The following is a 14,341-nucleotide window of genomic DNA, read 5'->3' as shown; positions in this document are numbered from 1 at the left end:
TCCCGCTGGCCGGAATTCGCGGCGGTGTGCGTGCGAGCGAGCGAGCGCTACCGGCTGCGCCGTTCGCGAATCCCGGCCGGCACCTCCTCGAATCCCTCGGAGAACGACCGGGACACCATCACCGGACGCGGCGGGCCGCGGCCGGTCGGTGAATTCGACAAACCGGCCGGCCGATACCGTCCGGGCACTCCCCCGGGCCGCTACGGGAGAAGTTCGGCGGCGCGGTCGGCGACCTCCTGGTGCAGGGCGTCGCGCACCGCCCGGACGGCGGGCCGGGTCACCGCCTCCCGCCGTACGGCGAGGGTGATCGGCAGCCGGATGTCGACCTCCTCGGCCAACAGCCGCCGCAGGCCCGCCCGTTCGGCGAGGAAGGCGGGCAGCACCCCGACGCCGGCGCCCAGCCGGGTGGCCTCGACCTGGGCGAAGACGTTCGTGGAGGAGAACGCGGTGGTGACGCCCGGCAGATGGCGTTCGATGTCGAGATCGCCGACCTGGAGCATCGACTCGATGTAGAAGACCAACGGATGCTCCCGCAACTCGCCGACCGTGCCCGGGGCCCCGCGCCGGGCCAGGTACTCCTCCCCCGCGTACAGCCCGAGGGCGTAGTCGGTGAGGTGCTCGGTGACCAGCCGGCTCCGCGGCGGCCTGCCGATCGTCACGGCGAGATCGAAGCCGGCCGGGCGCAGCGGCAACTGCCTGGTCGCCGTGATGAGTTCGGCCTGCAAGCGGGGATGGCGCCGGCGCACCCTGGTCAGCGCCGGGGTGGCGAAGACGGTGCCGAAGCCGTCCGGCGCGCTGACCCGGACGGTGCCGTGCAGCGAGGGCGCGTCCTGGCCGGAGACCGCGTCGACGGCGCGGGCGAGGGCGTCCTCGATCGCCTGGGCGCTCTCGCAGACGGCCTTCCCCGCGTCGGTGAGGGCCCAGCCCTCCGTGCCGCGTTCGATCAGCCGCACGCCGAGGCCCTTCTCCAGTGCGGCGATGCGGCGGGAGACGGTGGTGTGGTCCACGCCCAGCGCGTCGGCGGCGCTCACCAGGCGCCCGGTCCGGGCGACCGCGAGCAGGTGGCGGAGGTCGTCCGCGCGGAGCCGGTCGCCGAGCGGGCGGGAACTGGGGGGCACCGGATCAGCGTATCTGCATTCGCGCACACCCGGTCTGCACGATTGGCGATTGAACGCACACCCGCGCCGGCGCCAGAGTCGAAGCCCCATTCCCACCACCGAGGGGTTCCCCATGGTTGCCGGCCTCTCCCTGCCGCGGATCATGCGCATCGGCCGCGGCGCCGCCGCCGAACTGGGCGACGTCCTCCAGGAACTGGGGCTGAGCCGCCCCCTCGTCGTCACCGACGCGTTCCTGGTCGCGAGCGGTGCGGCGGAGCGCCTGACGGCGACGCTGACCGACGCCGGGCTGCACCCGCGGGTGTTCGCCGACACCGTGCCGGACCCGACCACCGACTCCCTCGTCCCGGGCATCGCGGCGCTGAAGGACCACGCGGCGGACTCGGTGATCGGGTTCGGCGGCGGCAGCCCGATGGACAGCGCCAAGGCCCTCGCGCTGCTGGGCGTGCAGGGCGGCCGGATGAGCGACTACAAGGCGCCGCGCGTCAACCACGGGCCCGCGCTGCCGGTGATCGCCGTCCCGACCACGGCGGGCAGCGGCTCGGAGGCGACCCGGTTCACCGTCATCACCGACAGCGCGACGGACGAGAAGATGCTCTGTCCCGGCCCGGCGTTCCTGCCGATCGCCGCCGTGGTCGACGTGGAGCTGACCATGTCGATGCCGGCCCGGCTGACCGCCGACACCGGCATCGACGCGCTCACCCACGCCGTCGAGGCCTACGTCAGCCGCAGGGCCAACCCCTTCTCCGACGGCCTCGCCCTCACCGCGATCACCACCATCGGCCGTCACCTGCGCCGCGCCTACGCGAACGGCGCGGACGCCGAGGCGCGCGAGGCCATGATGCTCGCCGCGACCCAGGCCGGCATCGCCTTCTCCAACTCCAGCGTCGCCCTGGTGCACGGCATGAGCCGCCCGATCGGCGCCCACTTCCACGTCGCCCACGGCCTGTCGAACGCGATGCTGTTCCCCGCCGTGACCGCCTTCTCCGTCCACGCGGCCCCCGCCCGCTACGCCGACTGCGCCCGCGCCCTGGGCGCCGCGACCGCCGCCGACCCCGACGCCACCGCCGCCGACAAGCTCGTCGACGCCCTCCGCACCCTCTGCCACGACCTCCACGTCCCCACCCCCCGCGGCTACGGCATCCCCCAGGACGCCTGGACCCGCCTCACCCCCCTCATGGCCACCCAGGCCCTCGCCTCCGGCTCCCCCGCCAACAACCCCGCCGTCCCCACCGCCGCCCAGATCGAGGACCTCTACGCGGGGATCTACGCCTGACCCCGGCGGCTTCGGCGGTGCCGCACCACATCACGCGCTCGACGACCGTCCGGCCCGCCAGCCCGCCAGCCCGTCAGCCCGTCGCCACCGTTTGCAGGAGGATTCCGGCGCGGGTGGCCAGGGCCTCGGCGCCGCAGTGGGCGGCCAGTTCCAGGCCGCGGGCCAGGGTGGTCCGGGCGGCCGGGGCGGGGCCCAGGGACTCGCCCAGGTCGACCAGGGCGAGCGCGTGCTCGTAGCGGGCCGGTGAGCGTTCCAGGTGCCGGACGGCCTGGGTGAGCAGGTCGGCCGCGCGCGGTCCCTCGTGCACCGCCGCGCAGAGCCGCAGGGTGCTGCCGATGGCCGAGTCCGTGCCGGTCGCCCGGGCCCGGCGGACGGCCTCCTCGGCGAGGTCGCGGGCGCGGTCCGGCTGGTCGGGGGCGATCGCGCGCGCCAGGTGGCCGAGCCACGGCGCCCACACGGTGTTGCGCCAGCCGCGCGCGTCCAACGCCTCGCCGGCGGCGGTCAGTGCGGCGGTCGCGCCGGCCGTGTCGCCCCGGGCGAGCAGGAGCCGGCCGTACAGGGTGGGGGCGTCGGGCAGCACCATCACCGTCGGGTACGGCGGGCCGAAGGCGTGCTCGCGCGCCAGTTCCAGGGCCTCGGGCACCCGGCCGCGCGCGGCCAGGGTCTCGGCCAGCGCGCCGACCGCGTCCCAGTGCAACGGGACACCCGGGCCGATCCGTTCGGCGATCCGCAGGGCGCGGCGCAGGTAGTCCTCCGCGTCCGCGAGGGCGCCGCAGCGGAACCGCAGCATGCCGGTCAGCAGGTACGCGAAGCCGAGGTGGCCGCCGCTCCACCCGGCGACCTCGTAGGCGCGGACCGCCTCGGTGAACAGTTCCTCCGCCCGGTCGACCCGGTCGGCGTAGAGGTAGCTGATGCCGAGGATCCCGGGCAGTTCGAAGCCCCAGACGGTGTTGGTCCAGCCGAGGCTGCGGGGCAGCCGGCCGCCCGGCAGCGCGGAGTCGGCCAGCGCGATCGCCTCCTCGCGGTCCGCGCCGCGCAGCGTGAGGTCCCAGCAGCGCAGCACGGCCACCGCGTGGGCCAGGCCGGTGTGTTCGAAGACGGCCTCCTCCGGCGACGTCCCGCCGCCCGCCGCGAGGTCGCTGAACGCCAGGCCGACGGTCGCGAGCATCCGGTCGAACTCCGCCAGCCGGCGCGAGCGGCCCGGGCCGTCCGGGTCCTCCGACTGGAACGCGGCGAACATGAAGTGGGCGACCTCCAGGCGCAGGCGGCCCGGGCCGGGCGGGGTGCGGGCGGCCTCGTCGGCGCAGACCGCGGCGGCGTCGCCGAGCCGGTTGCTGTGGGCGAGGGCCTGGGCGAGCCGGAAGATCGCGTCGATCCGCCGCTCCGGGCTCAGCCCGTACGGGTCGGCGAGCGCCAGGCGCAGCTGGTTGACCGTGGTCGCCGGGTCGGTGAGCAGGGCCGAGCAGCCGAGTTCGTAGAGCACCTCGGCCCGGTCGGGGGCGGCGGGCGGTTCGCTGATGGCGCGGCGCAGGCAGCGCTGGGCCGCCTCGGGCGCACCGATGGCGAGGTGCTCGCGGGCCGCCTGGCGCAGCTTGGCCACGATGGCGGGGTCCCCCTCGGGCAGGGTCTCCAGCAGGTGCCGGGAGGCCGTCAGCAGGCCGAGGCCGGCGTTCTCGGTCTCGACGGCGGCGACCCCGTGCATCCCGGTGCGGGTGGCGGCGGGCATCGACCGGTAGACCGAGGTGGCGATCAGCGGGTGGACGAACTCCAGCCGTCCGCCCGCGGTGGCGACCAGCACGCCGTGCCGGCGCAGCTCGCGCACGGACTCGGCGGCGGTCTCCGGGCCCTGGGCGCAGATGACGGCGGCGAGGTCGGGGCGGATGTCGGTGCCCAGCATGGAGGCGGCCCAGGCGAACCGCACCGCGGTCGGGCCGATCCGGTCCAGCCAGTGCCGCAGTGTCATCCCCCTGGTCCCGGCGGCGAGTTCACGCAGCTGGGAGGCGCTCTCCTCGATCGGGTCGAGCCGCTGGCCGGCCACCTCGCGCAGCAGCGCGGTGGTCTCGTACGGGTTGCCGGCGGTGACCGCCCAGACGTGCCGGCAGAAGGCGTCCTCCGCCCCCGCGCCCAGCGCGGCGCGGACCAGCCGCGCGACCGACGCCGGTCTCAGCGGGCGCAGTTCGTGCCGCCGGTCGGCCCGGCCGACGAGGCCGCGCTGGAGCGCCAGCGCGTCGTCGGGGAACTCGTCGCGGCAGGCGAGCACCAGCAGGACGGGCAACTCCCGCGCGCCCACCGCGAAGCTGGCCAGCCAGGCGAGCGACTCCGGGTCGGCCCAGTGCAGGTCGTCGACGATCACGGCCACCGGCGAGCGCCGCTGGACGAGGCCGGTGAGCACGAAGTCCAGTCCGTCCCGCACGCCTTGCGGGTCGAGCTGTCCTCCCGGCGGCTGCAGTCCCACCGCCGGGCCGACGATGTCCTCCCAGGGCCCGAACACCCGCGCCCGCTCCTCGCCGGCCAGCGCCGTCAGCACCGGCCGCACCAGTTGGCGCACCACCCGGAACGGCTCGTGGCGCTGCCGCTCGCCGCCCCTCGCGAACAGCACGGTGCACCCCGCGCGTCTCGCCTCCCGCCGCACCTCGGTCAGCACCGCGGTCTTGCCCAGCCCGGCCGCGCCGGTGTACACGAGCAGTTCACCGTGCCCCGTCCCGCCGGGCCCGGTCAGCGCCCGGACCGCCTGCCTGGCCGACCGGATCTCGGACTCCCGCTCGTGCAGCGGACCGCCGTCCCCACCGGCCACGCCGTCCCCGTCCCCACCCCGGGCCACGGCCACCTCCAATTCGCCTTTCCAAGGCCGTCGTTACCACCGCCGAGGCTACTGCCGAACGGCCGGATCCGGTGCGGGCTTGACAAGCCGCCGGTTGCCGTACGCCTCACTGGCCCGGGACTACCCCTGCGCGCCCCCCTTGACAAGTCGCACGCGAACAGTTCGCCCATATCGGCGACTTGTGCTCTAAACGCGGATCAATGCGGGCAACTCCCCTGCAAGTCCCGCACGGGACGGCAACGAAAGGCGGAGACCATGAGCATGATCCAGACGGGCACGCTCCAACTCGACTCCACCAGCCGCTCGGCGCTCAGCGGCGGGGGCACCTCCACCTTCACCCAGGTCACCTTCCCCACCCCCTTCCCGGCCGGCTCGGAGGTGATCGTGGTGCCGTTCGTCCAGACCTTCAACGGCCCCGACACCCCCGGCCTCCGGCTCGCCGACGTCACCACCACCGGCTTCAAGATCCGCATGAACGAACTCGTCGGCCGCGGCTCCGCCCTCTCCGACGGCCCCCACACCCTCGAAACCATCGGCTGGATCGCCAGCACCGTGTAGCCCGCCCGCAGCGAGCCGCGATCGGCTCGCGGCGTCCGGCGGGAGGCCCCGGAGGTGCGGCGCCGGACGAGGCCGAAGCGTCGGTGGTAGCCCTCGGCCCGTCGAACGGGCTGTCGCTCAATCCGTGGCGGTGTTCTGCCAAGTCGTCGAGGAGGAGGTCGGCGGCCCCCTCCTCGACGACCTCGGTGCACAGTTCGGCCATGGCGTCGACGAGCGGCCGGTCCCGCGGGGCGGGCGCGAGGCGGCCGGACCGGGGCCCGGGGGACCCGGGGCGCGGTGGCCCGGTAGCCATCGGTGGTCATCCGCGGGCCCGTTCGCAGCGCGAGCCGGGGCCGGCCGCGCTACGCGGTGGGGGTGGCTCGCCGGGGCGCCCGGCGGCGGCCGGAGGGGTCCTGGTTGTCGCGACCGGAGGCGGCCCGCCTGTCGCCCGAGGTGTGGGTGGGGCGGGTGCGACGCGCGGACGGGCTGCGGCGCGGCCGCTCGACGACGGGGTCGGGGATCACGGTGGGGAGGCCGGTGGGCACGCGGGCGCCGGTGATGCGGGCCAGGTCCTCGCCGCCGGCACTGACCCTGGTGGTGACGGGGGTGATGGCGGCCGTCGCCATCAGCCGGGCCATCGCGCGGCGCTGGTTCGGCAGCACCAGCGTGACGACGGTGCCGGACTCGCCCGCCCGGGCCGTGCGGCCGCCCCGGTGGAGGTAGTCCTTGTGGTCGCCCGGCGGATCCAGGTTGACGACGAGGTCGAGCCCGTCGACGTGGATACCGCGGGCGGCGACGTTGGTCGCGATCAGCGCGGTCACCTGGCCGGTGCGGAACTGCTCCAGCGTGCGGGTGCGCTGCGCCTGGACCTTGCCGCCGTGCAGGGCCGCGGCCTTCACTCCGTTCGCGAGCAGGTCCTCCACCAGACGGTCCGCGGCGTGCTTGGTATCGGTGAACATGATCACGCTGCCGTCGCGGGACGCGATGTGGGCGATCGTGGCGTTCTTGTCGGCGTTCTGCACGTGCAGCACGTGGTGTTTCATGCTGCTGACCGCTCCTGCGGACGGGTCCACCGAGTGGGTTACCGGGTCCTTGAGGAAGCGCCGCACCAGGCGGTCGACGTTGCGGTCCAGGGTCGCAGAGAACAGCATCGTCTGACCGCCTTCGGCGACCTGCTCAAGGAGCTCGGTGACGTGCGGCAGGAATCCCATGTCGGCCATCTGATCGGCCTCGTCGAGCACGGTGACACCGACCCCGTCGAGTCGGCAGTCACCCCGCTGGATCAGGTCCTTGAGCCGGCCCGGGGTGGCGACCACGACCTCCGCCCCACGGTTCAGCACCCATGCCTGGCGGCTCATCGACGTCCCGCCCACCACGGTCGCCATCCGCAGGCGCACCGCGTGGGCATAGGGGGTGAGGGCCTCGGTGACCTGCTGCGCGAGCTCGCGGGTCGGGACCAGCACCAGGGCCAGCGGACGGCGCGGCTCGGCCCTGTGCCCGGCGGTGCGGGCGAGCACGGCGAGGCCGAACGCGATGGTCTTGCCGGAGCCGGTGCGGCCTCGCCCGAGGACGTCACGGCCGGCCAGCGAGTTCGGCAGGGTTTCGGCCTGGATCGGGAACGGCGAGGTGACGCCCCGGCGGGCCAGCACCGGCAGCAGCGCCTTCGGCATGTCCAGTTCCTCGAAGGACGCGGCGGGCGGCAGGGCCGGGGTGGTGCTCACCGGCATCGCGAACTCGCCCTGCGCCGACGGGCCCCGTCCGGCGCTGCGGCCGGAGGGGCGGCCGGAGGGGCGCCGGCCCTGGGCGGGCCGGACCCCGCGGACGGGGCTGTCGCCGGAGCGGGAGCCCACGTTCCGGTGCGGGGAGCGACTGGAGTGGTTCATGCGGGAGACCTTCCTCGGGGCGGCACGTCACGAGGAAGGCCCCGTGGCGCGAAGCGCCGGCGGAGACCGCAAGGGAACGGGCCGAAAGTGTGACGGTCGCAGCCGTGGACGGTGGAACCGTGCGGCGCGTCACCGACGGTCGGCGCTCACCGGGCGGAGCGGGAGCGAAGAGCCTCGAACCGTGCGCGGCCACGGCAGGGCACCGGTCGGGACGCGGCGCCGCGCGTCTCGCGCAGGGGGGCCGCCGCCGACGGGGCCAGGGGAGGCTGAGCGGCCCGGGGGCCGCGTCCGCCGCGATGCCAAGGGGCCCGCACCGGGCGTGTGCGCGGTGCGGGCCCCTCGCTGCTTGGCGGGTGCCGTGGCAGAAGGAACTACAGCGGGCGAATGTTCTCGGCCTGCGGGCCCTTCTGGCCCTGCGTGACGTCGAACTCGACCTTCTGGCCCTCAAGCAGCTCACGGAAGCCGTTGGCGTTGATGTTCGAGTAGTGGGCGAAGACGTCCGGGCCGCCACCCTCCTGCTCGATGAAGCCGAAGCCCTTTTCCGAGTTGAACCACTTCACGGTGCCATTAGCCATTAAAAAATCTCCTTCAAGGGGCTGTCCGAACCGCGCACAGCGCACGCTCCGAGTCGCCGCGGGAAGCACCCACCCGGCAGGAGCCGGGAAACAAAAATGCGCCTGCAAATACATCAGCAGGCGCACACAAAGTTCATGGGAACCACTACTGCAACAAAAACGACTGTAGCAGGCCCAAGCGCGCAGCGGGCGAATGTTTCGCCCCCGATTTCGAGGAGGCGCCCCCGGGGCCGCCGCGCCGGAGCCGCCATGGCCATCAACACGCCCCGGCAGCAGTCCTGTTGGCGCGTCCGCGAGGTGTCGGCACCGAGCACCCGAAAGGATGATCCCCACAGGCGCGGCGGGGGCGGCCCTCGCCTCGACGGCCACCGCACAAGTGATCACGCCGCGCGCCGACACCGCTTAAGGGCGTACCGAGCGGCACCCGCGGCATTGCGACCCACACGACCCCGAGTGCACCGAAAGGGCCCACTCCCGCGATTTCCGGCGCATACTGGAGGGGATGAAAAAATTCGCAGCAGCCCGCCGCCCACTGCCGCACAGCCCCTTCAAGGTCCCGCCGGAGGCCCCCCGCAAGCATTTCGCCGTCGGAGACCGGGTCACCCACGACAGGTACGGCCTCGGCCGGGTCATCGGCGTCGAGGACGACGGCGACACCGCCGTGCTCGTCGACTTCGGATCGCAGCAGGCACGCGTCACCCCGCCGTACAGCACGCTCTACGCGCTCTGACGCCCGATTCGGGCATACCGGCCCGGTCGGCCTTCGAGAGTCCCGAGCGGCCGCACGCTGCGCGGCAGATGGCTGCCGACTACCGCGCACAACGAGCACGATGGGCCGCGATCAGGTCGCGGTACCAGGCGTACGAGGCCCTCGGCGTCCGCTTCCGGGAGCCGAAGTCGACGTGGACGAGGCCGAAGCGCTGGTGGTAGCCCTCGGCCCATTCGTAGTTGTCGAGGAGGGACCAGGTGTAGTAGCCGCGGACGTCGGCGCCGTCGGTGATGGCGGCGGCCACGGCGTCGAGGTGGGTGGCGAGGTAGGTGATGCGGGTGGGGTCGTCGGTGGGTTCGGGGGTGGAGCAGCCGTTCTCCGTGATGGTGATCGGGGGGAGGGTGTCGGGGTAGATGTCGCGGAGGTGGAGGAGGAGTTCGTGGAGGCCCTCGGGGAGGACGGGCCAGCCGAAGGTGGTGTGGGCGGGGGCTTCGGGGATGTCGAGGAGGGTGAAGGGGAGGGCGGGGTCGGTGGGGGCGCCGACGCGGGTGGGGTTGTAGTAGTTGACGCCGAGGCCGGTGAGGGGGGTGGCGGTGATGAGGTCGAGGTCGCCGGGGCGGACGGTGCCGTGGAGGTCGGGGCCGGTGCCGAAGTCCGAGAGGTCGGGGTAGCGGCCGAGGAGGAGGGGGTCGGTGAACAGGCGGTTGTGGAGGGCGTCGTAGGCCTGGGCGGCGGCGAGGTCGGCGGGGTCGGTGGAGGCGGGCCAGACGGGGGTGAGGTTGTTGGCGATGAGGACGTCGTGGCCGCGCTCGTCGAGGAGGGTGGCGGCCAGACCGTGGGCGAGGAGTTGGTGGTGGGCGGCGGGGAGGGCGTCGAGCATCAGGGTGCGGCCGGGGGCGTGGATGCCGAGGGCGTAGCCGTAGACCATGTGCACGAAGGGCTCGTTGAGGGTGATCCAGGCGGGAACGCGGTCGCCGAGGCGGTCGGCGACGGCGGCGGTGTAGTCGGCGAAGCGGTGGGCGGTGTCGCGGTTCAGCCAGCCGCCGGTGTCTTCGAGGGCCTGCGGGAGGTCCCAGTGGAAGAGGGTGGGCAGCGGGGTGATGCCGGCGGCGAGGAGGGCGTCGACGAGGCGGTCGTAGAAGGCGAGGCCGGCCGGGTTGGCGGGGCCGGCGCCGGTGGGCTGGATGCGGGGCCAGGCGATGGAGAAGCGGTAGCCGTCCACGCCGAGGCCCCGGAGCAGCTCGATGTCCTCGGGCCAGCGGTGGTAGTGGTCGCAGGCCACCGCACCGGTGTGGCCGTCGCGGACGGCGCCGGGGCGGGCGGCGAAGGTGTCCCAGACGGACGGGCCGCGGCCGTCCTCGTCGACGGCGCCCTCGATCTGGTAGGCGGCGGTGGAGACACCCCAGCGGAATCCCGCCGGGAGGTCGAAACGGTCCGGCATCGCTGCAGTCCCCCTCGGCACGGGAATGTGAGGACTGCTCATGTTAGTGGTCGGCGGCCCGGATGCCAGCGGATCCGCGGGATCACCGGTATCAGCGGGATCGGCAGGACCGGCGGAGGTGCCGGGCCGCCGAGGGGTGGGGCGGGGGTCAGGTGAGGGTGGCGCCGTGGGTGTGGGCGAGGGACTCCAGGCCGTAGCGGGTGACGTGTTCGGGGTTGGCCAGGTCGATGGTGCGGGTGCCCTCGGCGGTGAGGCGGGCGTTGATCTCGTCCAGGTGCTGCTGGACGAGGTGCTTCTCGGCGTCGGTGGTGCGGCCCTTGTGGGGGCGGCCGGCGTGTTCGAGGGTCGCGTAGTTGACCCGCTCGCGGGTGGACGCGGCGCCGGCCGGGGCGGTCTGGGCGGGGACGGCGCGGGTGGCCCGCTTGGCGCCGCGCAGCACCTCGGCCATCGGGGTGGCCGTGGCGAGGCGGTCGAAGGCCTCGGCGGTCATGACGACGGTCTCCGGCTCGTCGCCGTTCGGGTAGTGCAGCTCGACCGTCACCAGGTCGAGCGCCAGCCCCGTGACGCCGGCCAGTTCCCCCGGGAGCGCCTCGATCTCGACCGGGCCGCCCACCAGGTCGGGGTGTTCGCGGACGACGATCCGCACCAGGTCGTCGTCGTTCTCCGCGTGCTTGCCGGTCAGGTCCGAGAACCTGATGATCTTCTGGCCCATGTCTTCCTCTCCCTGCCCCTGTTGATCAGCGCAGAGCCTAGCGGGGGCGGGCGCGGCGGACGGCCGCGAACGGCGGTCGGGGATTGGCCCGGCGAACCGCGGATGGGGCACAGTGGCCCCATGAACGGCCCCATGCGCGCGGACACGACGAGTCACCCGGCCACCGGGCGGACCGGCACCGGGCGGCGGCGGCCGGTGCAGCAGCGCAGCCAGGAGCGCTACGAGCGGATCCTGGACGCCTGCGCCGCGCTGCTCGACGAGGCCGGGGCGGCGGCGCTCACCACCAAGGAGGTGGCCCAGCGCGCGCAAGTGCCGATCGGCACGCTCTACCAGTTCTTCGCCGGCAAGGAGGACCTGCTCGCCGCGCTCGCCGGCCGCAACCTCGACCACTATCTGCACCGGCTCGACGACCGGCTGCGCTCCGAGGCCCCCGACGGCCCGGACGGGTTCACCGACCTCGCGGTGGAGGAGTTCGTCGCGATGAAGCGCACCGTCCCCGGCTTCGGGCAGATGGACTTCGGCAGCCAGGTGGACTTCGGGCTCGGCGGAGCGGCCGTGCCGAACGACGACGGCAGTGGCAGCGGCGACGGCAACGGTGACGGCAGCGGCCGGTATCTGCTGGACAGCGAGGTGGACAACAACACGGCGGTCGCGCTGCGGCTCCAGGCTCTCGGCGGCGAACTCTTCTTCGCGGCGGCCGACCCGGCGGCCCTCACGCTCGGCCTGCGGGTGGCCCTGGAGGCGGCGGACGCGGTGCTCAAGCTCGCCTTCCGCGGCGACCCGCAGGGAGATCCGACGATGATCGCCGAGTGCAAGCGGCTGGTCCGCTGCTACCTCGTCGAACAGTTCGGCCGGCCCTGAGCCACCGCCCCGGCGCCGGGCCCCGGTGTGGAGTCCCGCCGGTGGAGCCCCGCCGGTGGGCCCCGGCGAGCCGTTGCGGGCCGGGCGTGCGGGCAGCACAGTGGAGACAGAGGAAGGCGGCGACGGCCGGCCCGACGGTCCCCGCCGTCCGCACACACCCCGAGGAGCAAGACCATGCACGCAGCGGTAGGTGACCAGCTCCACATCCACAGCCGGGCGGTGGGCATGGTCGACCAGAAGGGCGAGATCGTCGAGGTGCGCGGCCAGGACGGCCAACCGCCGTACGTGGTCCGCTTCGAGGACGGCCACACCGGCCTGGTCTACCCGGGTCCGGACTGCAACATCGAACCCCGCGAGGCGATCCGCTGACGCCACCGGCCACCGCCCCGCGCCCGTCCGGCCCGGGGCGGTGAGTCGTGCTGCCGGGGCCGCTGGCGGCGCTGGCGCCGCTGCTGGAGCAGTACGGATACCCGGCGGTGGCCCTGCTCGTACTGCTCGACAACTGCGGGATCCCGGCGCCCGGGCAGACCGTCCTGGTGCTGGCCGCCGTCTTCGCGGGCACCGGTCACCTGGACTTCGCCGCCGTGGTGGCGACCGCCTTCGCGGCGGCGGTGGCCGGCAACACCCTGGGCCACCTGATCGGCGCCACCGGCGGCCGCGCCTTCGTGCACCGCTGGGGCCCGTACGTGCTGCTCACGCCGGAGCGGATGGCCCGCGCGGAGGTGTTCTTCGCGCGGCACGGCGGCAAGGTGGTGACGGTCTCCCGGTTCGTCGACGGGCTGCGGCAGACCAACGGCATCATCGCCGGGACCACCGGGATGCCGTGGCCCCGCTTCCAGGTGTTCAACCTGCTCGGCGCCGCGCTCTGGGTGGGCGTGTGGGCGAGCGTGGGGTACCTGGCCGGCGCCCACGTCGGCGCGGTCTGGCGGACGGCGGTGCGCTACCAGCTGTGGCTGCTGGTCGCGCTCGGCGCCGTCGCCGTGCTGTTCGCGGTCCGCCACCTGCTGCGCAGCCGACGAAGGCGGGCCCGCGGGGAGGGACGGGACCAGGAGCAGGAACGGGAACGGGAACGGGAACCGGAACGAGCGCGGGAACGGGCGCGGTTGCGGGGGCCGCACCGGGCGGTGAGCCTGGAAACGATCACCTGGGAGGCAAGGATGGCCGATGACGGCACGCGCACGGGCTCCGGTTCCGGGGGGCCGCACCGGGCGCCCACCAACCGGACCGTCGTCCTGGCCGTCCTCGGCGCCACCCTGCTGGTCCTGGGCGCGCAGGCGGTGGGCGGCACCAGCGCCCGACTGGTGCTGCTGCTGGTGTTCGTCCCCGCCCTGCTGGCCGGCCTGGGCACGCTCGCCCAGACGATCGGCGCCGCGCTCTGGGTCACCGCCGTCATCGTCGTCAGCTCGGCGTACTTCCCACCGGAGTCGATCAACGGCCGGGTGCTGACGGTGGCCACCGTCGTCGGCGCCTCCGCCGTCGCCGTGCTGCTCTGCGCCCGCCGGCTCCGGCGCGAGCGCGAGCTCCACCGGATGCGGCAGAGCGCCGTCGCCCTCCAGCGCCAACTCCTGCGCCCGCTGCCCGCGCTGACCTCCGACGTGCTGCTGCACGGCCGCTACCGGCCGATCGAGGAGGACGCCATGGTCGGCGGCGACCTCTACGACATCGCCGATACGCCGTACGGCACCCGGGTCGTCATCGGCGACGTCCAGGGCAAGGGCCTGCCCGCGATCGGCACCGGCTTCGCCGTGCTCGGCGCCTTCCGCGAGGCGGCCTTCCGCGAGCCCGCGCTCACCGACGTCGCGCTCGCCCTGGAGAACGCGGTCGTCCGGCACAACGAGTACGCGGCACAGAGTGGCGAGGCCGAGCGCTTCGTCACCGCGACCGTGCTCTGCCTGGACCGCGACCACGGCGCCGGCGTGCAGGCCGTCAACTGCGGCCACCTCGCCCCGTACCTGCTCGCCGACGGGCGCGCGGAGGCCGTGCCGCTGGCGGCCGGCGTGCCGCTCGGGCTCGCCGACCTCGCCGGGGAGGTGCGGACCGTCCAGTGGTTCGACCTCCCCGACGACGGAACGCTGCTGATGTTCACCGACGGGGTCACCGAGGCGGCGGACCGCGACGGTGTCTTCTACCCCGTCGAGCAGCGGTTGCGCGCCCTGCTCGACCGCACCCCGGACCGGCTGCCGGCGGCCGTCGACGAGGACGTCACCCGCCACAGCCACGGCCGCCGGCGGGACGACCTCACGGTCCTCGCCCTGCGCCGCAACCCCTCCGCCGAACCGGCAGGCTAGGTGTACTGACCACGGAGGTTGGTGACACGGTTCACGGTGTGGTGATCTTGAAATGAGTGAGGGCCTTCTGGCTCGGTGTGGATTGCGACATCTGCACCTACGACCAGAAAGGCCCTCGTGCCA

At 74.1% G+C, this 14,341-nt stretch carries 12 protein-coding genes; 6 read left to right on the top strand and 6 right to left on the bottom strand.

The window, feature by feature from the left end; genetic code table 11:
- Positions 1–200 precede the first annotated feature (200 nt).
- Positions 201–1,118: a LysR family transcriptional regulator gene (locus ACFZBX_RS08035; protein WP_391532110.1), complete on the bottom strand. Its 918-nt coding sequence runs from the start codon at positions 1,116–1,118 to the stop codon at positions 201–203.
- A gap of 112 nt (positions 1,119–1,230) precedes the next feature.
- On the opposite strand from ACFZBX_RS08035, the gene ACFZBX_RS08030 reads away from it, so the two are divergent.
- On the top strand, positions 1,231–2,391 hold the full coding sequence (locus ACFZBX_RS08030) for an iron-containing alcohol dehydrogenase (RefSeq protein WP_391532109.1): 1,161 nt from the start codon (positions 1,231–1,233) through the stop codon (positions 2,389–2,391).
- 73 nt (positions 2,392–2,464) lie between these two features.
- Here ACFZBX_RS08030 and ACFZBX_RS08025 read toward each other — a convergent pair whose 3' ends face one another.
- Complete coding sequence (locus ACFZBX_RS08025; protein WP_391532108.1) at positions 2,465–5,218, bottom strand: ATP-binding protein; 2,754 nt, start codon at positions 5,216–5,218, stop codon at positions 2,465–2,467.
- 249 nt (positions 5,219–5,467) lie between these two features.
- Here ACFZBX_RS08025 and ACFZBX_RS08020 point away from each other — a divergent pair, with 249 nt between their 5' ends.
- A complete protein-coding gene (locus ACFZBX_RS08020; RefSeq protein WP_391532107.1) occupies positions 5,468–5,770 on the top strand; it encodes a hypothetical protein in 303 nt (100 codons plus the stop codon).
- Positions 5,771–6,111: 341 nt separating this feature from the next.
- Here ACFZBX_RS08020 and ACFZBX_RS08015 read toward each other — a convergent pair whose 3' ends face one another.
- Together ACFZBX_RS08015 and ACFZBX_RS08010 are read right to left on the bottom strand one after the other, a co-directional pair.
- Positions 6,112–7,632 (bottom strand): DEAD/DEAH box helicase, encoded by a 1,521-nt coding sequence (locus ACFZBX_RS08015; protein WP_391532106.1) that lies wholly within the window; start codon positions 7,630–7,632, stop codon positions 6,112–6,114.
- A gap of 371 nt (positions 7,633–8,003) precedes the next feature.
- Complete coding sequence (locus ACFZBX_RS08010) at positions 8,004–8,207, bottom strand: cold-shock protein (protein WP_045694210.1); 204 nt, start codon at positions 8,205–8,207, stop codon at positions 8,004–8,006.
- Between the two features lie 502 nt (positions 8,208–8,709).
- Here ACFZBX_RS08010 and ACFZBX_RS08005 point away from each other — a divergent pair.
- Positions 8,710–8,937, top strand: coding sequence for a hypothetical protein (locus ACFZBX_RS08005; protein ID WP_391532105.1), 228 nt, complete (start codon positions 8,710–8,712; stop codon positions 8,935–8,937).
- Between the two features lie 79 nt (positions 8,938–9,016).
- Here ACFZBX_RS08005 and ACFZBX_RS08000 read toward each other — a convergent pair whose 3' ends face one another.
- Positions 9,017–10,357 carry a GH1 family beta-glucosidase gene (locus ACFZBX_RS08000; protein ID WP_391532104.1) on the bottom strand — a complete coding sequence of 447 codons (1,341 nt, stop codon included), beginning with the start codon at positions 10,355–10,357 and terminating at the stop codon, positions 9,017–9,019.
- A 148-nt stretch (positions 10,358–10,505) separates the two neighbouring features.
- Complete coding sequence (locus tag ACFZBX_RS07995) at positions 10,506–11,069, bottom strand: hypothetical protein (RefSeq protein WP_391532103.1); 564 nt, start codon at positions 11,067–11,069, stop codon at positions 10,506–10,508.
- A gap of 120 nt (positions 11,070–11,189) precedes the next feature.
- Between ACFZBX_RS07995 and ACFZBX_RS07990 the strand changes: the two genes are divergently transcribed.
- The 3 genes from ACFZBX_RS07990 (at position 11,190) to ACFZBX_RS07980 (ending at position 14,218) form a co-directional block, all read left to right on the top strand.
- Entirely contained in the window at positions 11,190–11,930 is a 741-nt protein-coding gene (locus ACFZBX_RS07990) for a TetR family transcriptional regulator (RefSeq protein WP_391532102.1), read from the top strand.
- 174 nt (positions 11,931–12,104) lie between these two features.
- Positions 12,105–12,299, top strand: a complete 195-nt coding sequence (locus ACFZBX_RS07985; protein ID WP_380294097.1) for a DUF1918 domain-containing protein — start codon at positions 12,105–12,107, stop codon at positions 12,297–12,299.
- 47 nt (positions 12,300–12,346) lie between these two features.
- Positions 12,347–14,218, top strand: a complete 1,872-nt coding sequence (locus tag ACFZBX_RS07980; RefSeq protein WP_391532101.1) for a SpoIIE family protein phosphatase — start codon at positions 12,347–12,349, stop codon at positions 14,216–14,218.
- Positions 14,219–14,341: the final 123 nt, after the last annotated feature.

It is taken from the genome of Kitasatospora sp. NPDC008115 (assembly GCF_042957205.1).
GTDB lineage: Bacteria > Actinomycetota > Actinomycetes > Streptomycetales > Streptomycetaceae > Kitasatospora.
The sequence above is the reverse complement of the archived record's forward strand: the minus strand, read 5'-3'. Positions and strand labels throughout refer to the sequence as shown.